Consider the following 12,980-nt stretch of genomic DNA (forward strand, 5'->3'; position numbering starts at 1 on the left):
CTACTTAAGACCGTCCGCAACATTCTGGGCGCGAAGCCTGTTCGCATAAACATAAACGGAACTGTCAGGAAGCCACCCGTCCGTAAAACGATACCAGATGCCGTCCGGAGAAATCTGTTTGCCTTCAACAAGAAGGACATCAGCCTTCCTGCAATGTCCGGTCACTTCCGCAGACCAATCGCAGTTTTTCCTGAATGCCGCATACGGATCAATGACAACTGCCCAGGAAACATCTGGTGCAAGGGCAAGCGGCTCGGACTCATCAAGAGGAATACCCCTGTTTTTTTTACACGAAAAACTGCACAGACACAAAAGGAGTGCCGCAAAGAACGATATTTTTTTCATTTTCTTTTAAGATACTCCAGAACCGCAGGATAAATCTTTAAATCGGAATCAACAAAATTAAGGTTCGGGATTTCCTCTGGCAGAACCCATTTGTATTCTGTATGTTCAGTAAGGACATACGGCTTTTCAATTCCGTTATGGTCAAACTGAACAAGATACGCATTCAGCACGGACATTTTTCCGCGATGTTCAAATTCAGAAGAAGCAATTTTTTCGCCTGCATTGGCAGTCACTCCAAATTCTTCATTCATTTCACGGATTATTGCCGTCTCGTCCGTTTCTCCGGCTTCCTGCTTGCCGCCGGGAAATTCCCAGCGGTCTCCCATGTCACCTGTGGGATTTCTGCGGGCAACAAGGATTTTTCCGTTCTGATACACAATACACGCAATGGAAACATTCATATAAGACTCTCCTTTTTTCTACAGAAATAGAACGGCAGGGCAAATAAAATGAATTACGGCACAAGCAAGACACGCAATCCCGATGTACCGCTGGTTTTCAATAAAAATCTGGTTTATAAGTTCAGGCGGCTGAACTTCTGCCGTCGATTTTCCGTAAAAATAATGTACAAGAAGACAGGCACCGCCGGCAAAACCAATAAGCGCAGGCAGGAAATCTCCGAAAAACGGAACGCCTTTTACAGGCGAAAGTAATTTTATAAGCGCAACAAACACAGAAAGAATACCCACAACAAGCTGAAAAAGCTTGTCCTCCGTATCAAGCAGTTTTTCTACGGCAGAATCTTCCTTATTAAATACAAGCATAATTCCAATCAAAAGATTCAGCATAACTGACAGAAAATAAAATTGCAGCATAATTTCTCCCATTTTCTATCGGGCAACAACGGCCTCAAACGTTTTTGTTTCTACGGCAGCAGTAACTTCACACCGTATTTTGATTATATCATAATCAGTAAATTTTGTCCTTACAAATAATTCCTTGCCTTCGTAAAGCGCACTCACCTCTGCACGGTCACATTCTGCCCCGGAAGACTCAACTGCCGAAAAAACAACGGAAAGCGGAATCTGAATGACATTTTCACCGCCGGAAGATTTTTCTTCCAGACCGTCAAAGCGAAGGGTTGTATAAACGCTTTCTTCATAGGAAAAGGCAGAAAGAGAGGCAGAAGTTCCGGCAATCTTAGAAGCATTCCTGCCGGAAAAAAAACTGAATATCCACAGAAACGCGGCAAACACGACAATCGAAGAAAGCATAAATCTGTTTCCCTTTGTAGAAACAAGATTTCTGAAAAGTCCCTTTACCGGGCGCGGACCGCGTCCTGCATAATATTCCTGAACAATATGCGGTGCGCGGGCAATACGTTCTTCCCTGTTATAAAAAAAGTGAAACGGCTCTTCACCGGGTTTATAGTCAGGATGACCTTCGTCAATTTTGTCAAAATCCATACGCTGCCTTCCTCACCTCTAAGGAAACACTGAAAAATCCTACCTGAAGATTTTTCAGTGTTAACCTTGAATGTAGCTAATTGTCCGTAAGTCAATGACTTACGGCAATTTGACGGGAAGTGCTGAGTAATTGCTTCAAGAGTTAATCAGCACTTCCCTAATTCACCCGGCAAAACAGTCTGCAAAAAACAGACTATGATTTCAAAATAGAATCAATCAGCGAATCAGTACGCCACCACACAACATCAGCAGTCTCTTTGTTTGCAAGAAGTGCGGAAATAATCCCTTCGTGCGAAAGAGAAAGCGAATAAAACAGGACGTCCTTGTGCTTAACGGCAAAATTGCGTTTCAGCACGTTCTGCGTTCCCGGCTGTATCATTTCTATGCTGAACCCGGACGGAGTCGTAATGATAAAAAAGAACCAGCCGTTTTTAGTTACGCCCATAAAATCATACGGAAGCTTGTAAGTGAGCTTGCTGAAATCTTCAGTGACAGATTCTTCGTACGGCGGAATATTCACCGGTTCGCCGTAAACGCCTTTTTCAATGTTCAGAGGATACACAAGAGATTCAACAAAGTCGATTCCTGACTGGACTTTTGACTCTTCGTCGATATGAGGAAGATAATAGTCGATTTTTATATAAAGACGTTCGGAATAACAGTCTGGAATTACGTTTTCTACCGTAACAAAAAAATCATTTATGGAAGCAGATGAATTTACAGATTCCGGAGAAATGCGCGGAACTGTCTTTGTAAGGACAGGCACCTGATAGCGCAAGAATCCGTCCTTTGAAAACCAGTAAGTATGCAGTCCTTCTGTCGTAACGCATACAACTACAAGTTCGTCATTTTCCGTTGTGTAAATGCCCTTGATAAACGGAAAAGGCGTTCCTCCAGGTCCCTGCTGCCCGATATAATCTACGACAGTGCCGTCACTTGAAAAGCAGAGTACAACCTGACTGTACAAAAGATTTTCGTTTTCCGCCTGTTCGTTGCGTTCTTTAGGAACAGTGCCGACAACATACATATATTTCCGTGAGTCAACGGCAATTTTTCCTGTATAGCTGAACGGATATTCAACAGGATGCCAGATTCCGGCACTTGATTTTTCAGGAAGTCCCGGATTTTTCGAACTGTATTCGTCGGTGTTGTAATAAAGCGCAAGCAAATCGCCGTAGGAATTAAGCGAAAGGATTTTCTGCGCTTCGCCGTTTACAACATAGAAGAAACCGTCACGCATTGTAATGGATGTACGGATATTCCCGACGTCTTTCATTTCAAACAGATTAAGCTGTTCTTCAAAATTGCCGTACTCAATGGAAAAAAGCTTATCTTCCGCAATTGCACGTATTTTTTCAGTTCTGCTGCACGAAACAAGACAAACGAGCATTGCGAAACATACTGTAAAAGCAAATAAATTTTTCTTCATCGCTCTGTCTATGCGTTTCTTCCGCAGCACATTTTATATTTCTTTCCGCTTCCGCACGGACACGGATCATTACGTCCGATTTTTGGAGAAGTGCGGCGAACCGTTACGGACTGTCCTGTTGTATGACGCTGCATTACTCCGCCAGCTGCCTGACGACGTGCCGCATCACCGCTAAGCTGAGCACCTGCGGAACGGCTTACTGACTGAGAAACGCTTGCCGCTTCGGAGTGCTGCGCATTCATTGACGAATGTGAACGCATTGCTGCCTGACGGCGCTGTTCTGCCGCCTGCGGAGAAAGCTGAATTCGAACTTTAAATACGCGCGACATTACTGTAGAACGGATTGTGTCCATCATTTCGTCGAACATATTAAATCCGTCAATTTTATATTCCGTAAGAGGATTTTTTGAACCGTAGGAACGCAGACTGACGGCTTCGCGCAGGCTTTCAAGCGCTTCAAGCTGGTCAAGCCATTTTTTGTCAATTATCTGCACATACTGATAGCGTATGAACATATTAAGGTTTTCCTTACCGGCAAGAGTTTCCTTTTCGGTAATATCATTCTGGAGGGCGGCAAGAAGCGCATCTTCCGTAAGACGCTCCGGCGGAAGCTGAATGCCGAACGTATTGCGGATTTCCTCGTTCAAAGCCGCAGCAGCCGCTTCCTGATTTTTTCTGCCGGAATGTGTATATGAATAGAACATTTGTTCAACAGCATCTTTTGCATTATTAAGTACGCGATCAGCAAGATTATCATCTGCAAGAAGCTGGTCACGCTGGTTATAAATTACAGTACGCTGTTCGTTCAGAACATCATCGTAATCAAGAAGGTGCTTACGGATTTCAAAGTTCCTGTCCTCAACTTTTGCCTGAGCCTTTGCAATGCCTTTGTTAAGCCAAGGATGGTCAATCGGTTCTCCCGGCTGCATGCCGATACGGCTCATCATGACTTTCATACGTTCGCCGCCGAACAGACGCATAAGATCGTCGTCCATTGAAATAAAGAATTTACTGCGTCCAGGATCTCCCTGTCTTCCGGAACGACCGCGAAGCTGATTGTCAATGCGGCGTGATTCGTGACGTTCTGAACCGATGACATACAAACCGCCGCACGCCTTTACTTCTTCGTTATCTTTAAGCCACTGTTCTTTTTCAATTTTATATGCTGCCTCGTACTGCTCTTCCGTGGCGTTAGTTCCGGCGCGCTTTCGTGCACGGAATTCAGGATTTCCGCCAAGCTTAATGTCAGTACCACGTCCTGCCATATTCGTTGCAATAGTAACCGCGCCTTTTGCACCGGCTTCTGCAATAATCATAGCCTCGCGCGCGTGATTTTTTGCATTAAGGACTTCGTGGCGAATACCTTTTTTTGTAAGAAGCGCAGAAAGATGCTCCGATTTTTCAACAGAAACAGTACCTACAAGCACCGGCTGACCTTTTGCATGAGCTTCCTTTATCTCCTTGCAGATTGCCTCCCACTTGTCTTCCTCATTAAGGTAAACCTCGTCATTTTCATCAATACGGGCAACCGGACGGTTTGTAGGAATGGCAACAACGTCAAGATTATAAATCTTGTTGAACTCAACTGCTTCCGTAGCGGCAGTACCGGTCATACCGGAAAGCTTGTTGTACATACGGAAGAAATTCTGGAACGTAATCGTAGCAAGGGTTCTGTTGCGCTGTGCAATCCTAAGATGTTCCTTTGCTTCAATTGCCTGATGAAGTCCGTCACCGTAACGGCGTCCTTCAAGCACGCGTCCGGTAAATTCATCTACAATCTGAACCTGTCCGTCACGGACAAGATAATCTACGTCTGCTTTATAAAGTTTGTGGGCGCGCACTGCCTGCGTAAAGTAATGCACGAACTCAAAATTTTCTTCGTCAACGACAGCCGTTCCAGCAGGAATAAGGTTGTGTTTGTGGAGAATTTCGTCAATCTTATTGATACCGGCATCCGTAAAGGAAACGCGCTTTGATTTCTCGTCGATTTTGTAATCGCCCTTAATGTTCTTGCGCGCTTCAGGATCCATATCAACTTCATCAGGATAATCTCCTGTTTTCGGATCTTTTTCTACTTCCGTAAGCTGGTCAACATACTTGTCAACTTCGTGATATTTGTAAGTATCGTCCTCTCCCTGTCCGCTGATAATAAGAGGAGTTCGCGCTTCATCAATTAAAATCGAGTCGATTTCGTCAACAACACAGAAGTTAAATCCGCGCTGAACTTTACGCGCCAAATCAATCTGCATATTGTCACGCAGATAGTCAAAACCAAGTTCGTTGTTCGTTCCGTAAGTAATGTCGCAGTTGTACGCAGCCTTCCGCGCCTCGTTATCCATATTAGAAAGGATGGAACCGACCGTCTGCCCTAAATACGCATAGACAGGGCGCATCCAGTCAGCATCGCGTTCGGCAAGATAATCATTGACAGTAACAACGTGAACGCCTTTTCCGCTAAGACTGTTAAGATAGACGGCAGGAACGCACATAAGCGTCTTACCTTCACCAGTTTTCATTTCCGTAATGCGTCCTGAATGAAGGACAAGAGAACCCATTATCTGAACGTCATACGCACGTTCTCCAAGCACGCGGAACGCAGCCTCTCTGGCAAGCGCAAACGCTTCTGGAAGAATGTCATCAAGAGTTTCTCCCTTTGCAAGCCGTTCCTTAAAAACAGCAGTCTGCTTAGGAAATTCCTCTGCGGCAAGACTTTTTGCCCAGGATTCTTTTTCATTTACTGCCGCAAGCAGCGGACGAAGTTTTTTTACATCACGGTCATTCTGAGAACCGAATATAGCCGTCAAAATCTTATCTATTACCATAATAAATTAAATATAAAGATTTTTTTGCGCATAGTAAAGTGAAGTACCTGTTTTTGTAAGATTTTAACTCATAGTCCTACTATTATAATTCATAAAAAGAACATACAATGATGCAAAATTTACAATTGGGACACATCCGTAGAAAAACAAGACGGCTCAGACACAGACGGATTTTTCTACTGCGTCTATACGCTTGGTGCTTCCTATTATTTTACTGATATGATCGGCGCAAACCTGGAAACAGGATTTCCTGCATTCCTTAAAGCAGGCGTTTCCTTTAAATTCTAAAATCCGCCGAAAATTTAAATTTTACTGAGTCTGTACAGTTCCACGCCGCGCAAGCGGCCAGAAACGATAGAGTGCGCTTCCAAGAATATATTTCTTATGAACATACTGCGGTTTCATATTCGAGTAATACGTTACAGAATATGGATCGTCCGGAGTAAGCGCTGTCAGTTTCTGCGTATAGGAATGACGCATATCAAGGGAATTAAAGCGGTTGTCCCCCATCATAAAATAACAGTCTTCCGGAATGTAAGATGGTTTTCCGCCTGCTTCATTCGCCGGAAACGCAGGCATATTGCGCTGGTCAAGAATCAATACGTAAAAATGCAGTTTTTCCGCCGTCTGAATAAATCCTGCGATTTTAGAATCGTTCATAATTTCCACATCTGATTTTCCGGCGGCAAGAAGTTCTGCCGTCCTAAGAAAAAGCCGCCCGGCAGTCAGCTTTATCATAATATTAAGCTTATAGTTCGCCTCTGCATAATAATCACCGCCGAACACTTCAAGCGCAGAAGTGTCTTTTCCAGAAGAAACAAACGCCCGCCCAATCTGACCGACTGCCCTCCAGTCCGTCATAAAATGACTGAACCAGTCAGCACCGTCCTGAGAAGAAACCAGATTCCTTGTATTTGAAATATACCCGGCAAACAGGCTGTATTCATCAAGCGGAATTTCAACCGGCTCTTTTTCCTTTGCGCCGGCTGCTGCAGCCACAGAACGGAAAGACTGTGCAATTGAAATCGTTTCAAATGCCGCATCATAAAGGCTGAAATCCCGGCGCATCTGCTCTACCTCAAGCATAACGTCATACTGATTTTGCGTAAGCGGAATGTACTGAATACCGCGCTTTACAGAATTAGAAACTTCATTCAAATTCCAGGACGCATATTTTGAATCAAACTCAACAGGCTTGAAAGTATCGCTTTCTTTTGTACGGGAATAAAGCACTCCGTCCTGCATAACAAGCTGTTCGCCCGGAACGCCGCAAATTCTCTTTACAAGCGGATCTGCCTTTACTTCGCCGTGTTCGTCAACATTAAGGTTTACGCCGGTAAACGTAAGCATATACACAATCTGTGATACGACCGAGCGAACCTCAGATTTTCTGTCAAGAATATAATGCGGATTACGGAAAACAATTACATCCCCGCGTTTATATTTTTTAAGGCACGGAATGCCAACGTCACTCAAAGGAAATTTCGGTCCGCTTGTAATTTTTGACACGACAACCCTGTCTTTTACAAGAAAAGAAGGAACCATAGATTCTGACGGAATGACATACAGCTGGAAAATAAAAATCTGAATCAGAAGAACCATAAAAACTGCCTGAACAAGTGCGTCCACCCAGTCAAGAACTTCAAAAACAATACGCTTTGCACCAAAAAGCTTTACAATCAGCGAAGAACCGGATTTCTTGTTTTCTTTTTTCCATTCCGGCATAAGGATAAAAATGCGTTTTTCGTTAAGAAAATACAGCACAATCCACCGGCCTATCATAACGGCACACCACAAAAGGACTGTAAGAACGTCATACCAGTAGTAAGTTCCGTTTTTCCCTGCCCTGCGCAGAATGAATGAAATAAGCAATATATATGGAAGATATTGCAGCAATTTGAGGGAAATCATATACGACTCGTACTGCTGTTTCCTGAAAGTCCTGAAATACAAAGACCAGACGCACAAAGCTGTAACTGCAGCACTTACAAAAAACGAAAGGACTGAAACATCAAAAGCAAAGTGAATGCTGAAAAGCGAAAACAGAACCGACGCGCCCAGAGTAATATACAACGGAATTTTTATTTTATTCATAAAGATACTATAGCAAATCACCTGCCCTGCCGCAAGCAGGAAGAAAAAACGTAAAAAATCACAGGAAAAAGCTACAGTTCCAGCTGTTCCCGTAATTTCTGCGCAGACTCAAAGCGGAATGAAGTAATTCCAAGGGCAGAAGCTGCGTCGCAGTTAGACTGCTTGTCGTCTATAAAAACAGCCTGTTCCGGCGGAACGTTTTCTGCAGTCAAAATAAGACGCCAGAATTCTGGATTTGGTTTTGAAACGCCCATAAGGCAGGACGCATACGTTTGGTCAAAAAAAGCGTAGTCGCCGCGCTCAATGTGATTCATATAATGGCTGTCCATTGTATTTGTTCCGCAGACAACGCGGTTTCCGCCGTCCTTAAGTTCCTTAATAAGGCGCACAGTTTCCTCGTTACGCACAGGGTGAAAAAGCCAGTGCCACCAGTCAGTTTTTACGGCGACACCAGAACGTTCGGAGAAAATGTGCCAGAATTCCTTTGACGTAATGATTCCGTCGCTGCACATCGTAAGAAGGTCGTAGCAGTCCGGATTATATTCAGCTTTTTCTGCAGGACGACCATAGCTGGCACTGCCCTTTGTACAGCCACAAATGCGCATAAAATCGTCCTCAGAAATCCCAAGAATACCACAGATTCTGCGCTCAACCGCAGCTGTAGTCGTAACAACTCCGCCCATATCAAAAATATAAAGCATAAAAATCCTTCCTTTTGTAAAGTTTTTACCCCTCCCCGTGAGTCTTCAGGGATTTTGGCTTTGAGGACTTTTTCGCTGAGTGTCTTTGAAAATTCGGTTTTACCCGGCTTTTTTTCAACAAGGAATTTGAAAAAAGTCCTGAGCTTTTATACAGGCATTTTATCATACTTAAGGGCATTGCAAAAGACTTTTGTGGTTTTGCATCGTGGTTTTGTGGTTCAGAAAAAGCACTCATTTTAAACTACGAGGACACTTTCTTTCTGGAAAACATTATTTAGCCTGAATTTCGAGTTTTGAACAAATTTACAAAAAAGGCGTAAATCCTTAAAATTTTGTCACCACAACAAAAAAAAGAAGAATTACGCCTTTTTTCTAAATTCATTTAAAACTCAAAATTTAGACTAATAAAAAAACTTCAACGGAAAAATCCTCGGGGAAAATTCAGGTTTCCAATTTCTGAATATTTATTGACATATACCCTTACAGGGTATATGATACAAATACCCAGCAGGGGTATAAGCAAAAAGGAAAGAGAAGAATGACTCATAAAGTGCCTGAAAAAAAAATATGCGGATGCTGTCAAAAAACAACAGTTCGTACAGAGGAAGAACGAAAAAAACTAATCCACCGCTTGAACCGGATTGAAGGGCAGATTCGCGGAATTCGGGGAATGGTGGAAAAAGATGCTTATTGTGCGGATATTTTGGTACAATCTGCTGCTGTGAACGCTGCGGTCAATGCTTTTAACAAGGAACTACTGGCACATCACATCAAAGGTTGCGTTGCCAGAGATATCCGTGAGGGTAAAGACGAAGTAATCGACGAGTTAGTTGCAACGCTGCAAAAACTCATGAAATAAAAGTCAATCGATTGTTGAAACAATCTTCTTGACTTTTTATGGGAGGCATTCTTTTATGGAACAATATACAGTAACTGGTATGAGTTGCGCCGCCTGCTCAGCCCGTGTTGAAAAAGCGGTATCAGGTGTGAAAGGAGTTACTTCCTGTTCCGTGAGTCTTTTGACAAATTCTATGGGCGTGGAAGGAACAGCATCCGCTGAGGAAATAATTGCGGCAGTTCGTGATGCAGGATATGACGCTTCTGTGAAAACAGCAAGTAAAAATCAAACTTCGCATTTATCCTCTGAAGAAGATACGCTAAAGGACAGGGAAACGCCTTTGCTAAAAAAAAGGTTACTTGCTTCTCTATGCTTTTGGATTGTACTTATGTATGTTTCCATGGGACATATGATGTGGGGCTGGCCGCTTCCGCCGTTTTTTAATGACAATCATGTAGCAATGGGACTTATGCAGCTATTGTTAACTGTTATTGTTATGGTGATTAATCAGAAGTTTTTTATCAGCGGATTTAAGAGCTTGTATCATCGTTCTCCAAACATGGATGCTTTGGTTGCATTAGGTTCTACGGCGGCTTTCGTTTACAGTACGATTGCCCTGTTTGCTATGACAGATGCACAAATCAAAGGCAATTCAGATGAAGTAATTTCATATATGCACGAATTTTACTTTGAATCTGCTGCCACAATTTTGACGCTGATAACGCTGGGAAAAATGCTTGAAGCGCGTTCAAAAGGAAAAACCACCGATGCGCTGAAAGGACTGATGAAACTATCTCCAAAAACTGCAACAGTCTTACGCGATGGTGAAGAAATTACTGTGCCTGTTGAACAAGTGGCAAAAGGTGACATTTTTGTAGTTCGTCCTGGTGAAAATATTCCTGTAGATGGAACTGTTCTAGACGGAAATTCTGCAGTAGATGAATCTACCCTGACAGGAGAAAGTATTCCAGTTGACAAAGCAGCAGGAAGTACAGTTTCCGCCGGAACGCTGAATCAATCAGGATTTTTGCGTTGTGAAGCGACAAGAGTTGGTGAAAACACAACTCTTTCTCAGATTATTCAAATGGTAAGCGATGCGGCCGCAACAAAAGCACCGATTGCAAAAGTTGCAGATAAAGTTTCTGGTGTGTTTGTTCCTGCTGTTATTATAATTGCGGTAATAACAGTTATCTCATGGCTTATTGCCGGAAAGACAATGGGTTTTGCCTTGGCAAGAGGAATTTCTGTATTGGTGATTAGCTGTCCTTGTGCGCTCGGACTTGCCACACCTGTTGCCATCATGGTCGGAAACGGAATGGGAGCCAAAAACGGAATTCTTTTTAAAACGGCTGTGTCGCTTGAAAAAACTGGAAGGACACAGATTGTGGCACTTGATAAAACTGGAACGATTACTAAGGGTGAGCCAACGGTTACAGATATGATTGCGATAAACGGCAGAAGTGAATCGGAACTTTTGTCAATTGCTTATGCGCTGGAGAAAAAAAGCGAACATCCGCTGGCAAAAGCAATCAATCAGAAAGCTGAACAGGAAGGACTTGCGGCAGATGAGGTCGAAGATTTTCAGGCATTGCCGGGAAATGGACTTACGGCTGTGCTTAACGGTTCTATTTTGTGCGGAGGAAGTTATCAATTTATAAGCGGAAAAATCCAGACATCTGATGAAATAAAACTAAAATACGAACAGCTTTCGGAAGAAGGAAAAACTCCGTTGTTTTTTGCCTTAAACGATGAACTTGCAGGAATTATTGCTGTAGCAGATACTATCAAAGAGGACAGTCCTTGTGCAATTAAAGAAATGCAGAATATGGGGCTTCATGTTGTAATGCTGACTGGTGATAATGAACGCACTGCAAAGGCAATCGGGGCAAAGGCAGGTGTGAACGAAGTAATCGCCGGAGTGCTTCCCGACGGTAAGGAAAGCGTAATCCGTAAACGGCAGCAAAAAGGAAAAGTTATGATGGTTGGTGACGGAATAAATGACGCTCCTGCACTGACAAGCGCTGATATCGGCATTGCCATTGGGGCAGGTGCAGATGTTGCTATTGATGCGGCGGATGTGGTACTGATGAAAAGCTGTCTGTCTGATGTTCCTGCGGCAATTCGTTTGAGCCGTGCAACACTGAAAAACATTCACGAGAATCTGTTTTGGGCATTCATCTACAACATTATCGGCATTCCGCTTGCGGCAGGCTTGTTTATAAATCTACTGGGATGGCAGCTTAACCCGATGTTTGCTTCTCTTGCCATGAGTTTATCAAGTTTTAGCGTAGTGACCAACGCACTGCGTTTGAATTTCTTCAGGATGCATGATTCCAAACGGAATCATAAAATCAAAAATAAAATTAACACTGAAATGGAGACAAAATCTATGACAAAGACACTCAAAATCGAAGGTATGATGTGCGAACATTGCGAAATGCACACAAAAAAAGCTCTCGAAGCACTTGATGGCGTAACAAAAGCCGAGGTCAGCCACAAAACTGGAACTGCTGTTGTGACACTTGAGAAGGATGTTTCTGACGATATTCTAAAACAGGCCGTGGCGGACCAGGGATACAAAGTAACCGACATTCAATGCTAATGTCTTATTCAAATGGAACGAAAGAGCAGCCGATTACTCAGATGCAATACGGAATTAAAAATTATAAATTGATTGCAAAGTCAGATTTAAAACATCATCAAAGTTCAACATTTTTCCTATAAGCGGCTGACCAATGAAAGAACCCTGACACAGAAAAACAGTACTATATTAATATTTGAATGAACAAGAAGAATATGAAACTAATCGGAAAAGGGAATACCGCTGAAGTTTATGATGCCGGCGAAGGAAAAATATTAAAGCTGTTTGTAGTAAGCTATCCGAAATTTACTGTTGAACATGAATATAAAAATGCCAGGATAATGCAAAGTTTTAATCTTCCTGTTCCAGCCTGTTTTGAAATGACGGAAGTGGACAATCGATATGGGATAGTTTATGAAAAAGTTTCCGGCTGTGATTTGTATGAATACATGATTAAGAACAACGCCGGAAAAAAAGGAATTGAGATTTTTTATAATCTGCAGAATCAGATTTTAAATTGCAAATGCAATGAATTGATGTCCTATAAAGATTTTATAAAGATGATAATCGGCGACAAATCACCTGAAACAATCAAAAAACTTGATAAACTTCCTGACGGAGAAAATATCTGCCATGGAGATTTTCATCTTTGGAATATTCTTATTGATGATAGCGGAAAAGCAAAAGTGATTGATTTTATGAATGTCTGCCGCGGTCCAAAATTGTATGATATTGCAAGAACTTTTTATCTGCTTAAAGGAGAC

General features: G+C 42.7%; 10 protein-coding genes and 2 pseudogenes. 3 read left to right on the plus strand and 9 right to left on the minus strand.

The genetic code is table 11. The features are described 5' to 3' along the window. The 9 genes and pseudogenes from B5D55_RS07095 to B5D55_RS07130 form a co-directional block, all read right to left on the minus strand. On the minus strand, positions 1–345 hold the full coding sequence (locus B5D55_RS07095) for a hypothetical protein (protein ID WP_078933312.1): 345 nt from the start codon (positions 343–345) through the stop codon (positions 1–3). Continuing rightward, complete coding sequence (locus tag B5D55_RS07100) at positions 342–746, minus strand: (deoxy)nucleoside triphosphate pyrophosphohydrolase (RefSeq protein WP_078933313.1); 405 nt, start codon at positions 744–746, stop codon at positions 342–344. The genes B5D55_RS07095 and B5D55_RS07100 overlap by 4 nt, the downstream gene beginning before the upstream one ends. A gap of 18 nt (positions 747–764) precedes the next feature. Continuing rightward, on the minus strand, positions 765–1,160 hold the full coding sequence (locus B5D55_RS07105; RefSeq protein ID WP_078933326.1) for a hypothetical protein: 396 nt from the start codon (positions 1,158–1,160) through the stop codon (positions 765–767). A gap of 15 nt (positions 1,161–1,175) precedes the next feature. Next, complete coding sequence (locus B5D55_RS07110; RefSeq protein WP_078933314.1) at positions 1,176–1,751, minus strand: hypothetical protein; 576 nt, start codon at positions 1,749–1,751, stop codon at positions 1,176–1,178. 193 nt (positions 1,752–1,944) lie between these two features. After that, positions 1,945–3,180, minus strand: a complete 1,236-nt coding sequence (locus B5D55_RS07115; RefSeq protein WP_078933315.1) for an LIC_12708 family protein — start codon at positions 3,178–3,180, stop codon at positions 1,945–1,947. A gap of 8 nt (positions 3,181–3,188) precedes the next feature. After that, positions 3,189–3,281 (minus strand): annotated as a pseudogene (locus B5D55_RS12110) (SEC-C metal-binding domain-containing protein); the annotation flags it as partial. A gap of 236 nt (positions 3,282–3,517) precedes the next feature. Further along, positions 3,518–6,002: pseudogene (gene secA / locus B5D55_RS07120) on the minus strand (preprotein translocase subunit SecA); the annotation flags it as partial. 309 nt (positions 6,003–6,311) lie between these two features. Further along, positions 6,312–8,096, minus strand: coding sequence for a signal peptidase I (gene lepB, locus B5D55_RS07125; RefSeq protein ID WP_078933317.1), 1,785 nt, complete (start codon positions 8,094–8,096; stop codon positions 6,312–6,314). 71 nt (positions 8,097–8,167) lie between these two features. Further along, complete coding sequence (locus tag B5D55_RS07130) at positions 8,168–8,797, minus strand: HAD family hydrolase (RefSeq protein ID WP_078933318.1); 630 nt, start codon at positions 8,795–8,797, stop codon at positions 8,168–8,170. Positions 8,798–9,335: 538 nt separating this feature from the next. Between B5D55_RS07130 and B5D55_RS07135 the strand changes: the two genes are divergently transcribed. The 3 genes from B5D55_RS07135 to B5D55_RS07145 form a co-directional block, all read left to right on the plus strand. After that, complete coding sequence (locus B5D55_RS07135) at positions 9,336–9,656, plus strand: metal-sensing transcriptional repressor (RefSeq protein ID WP_078933319.1); 321 nt, start codon at positions 9,336–9,338, stop codon at positions 9,654–9,656. A gap of 55 nt (positions 9,657–9,711) precedes the next feature. Beyond that, complete coding sequence (locus B5D55_RS07140) at positions 9,712–12,237, plus strand: heavy metal translocating P-type ATPase (RefSeq protein WP_078933320.1); 2,526 nt, start codon at positions 9,712–9,714, stop codon at positions 12,235–12,237. 179 nt (positions 12,238–12,416) lie between these two features. Continuing rightward, positions 12,417–12,980 (plus strand): phosphotransferase (locus B5D55_RS07145; RefSeq protein ID WP_078933321.1); only part of this gene is annotated, 564 nt, incomplete at its 3' end.

The sequence above is a fragment of the Treponema porcinum genome, assembly GCF_900167145.1.
GTDB classification, from domain to species: domain Bacteria; phylum Spirochaetota; class Spirochaetia; order Treponematales; family Treponemataceae; genus Treponema_D; species Treponema_D porcinum.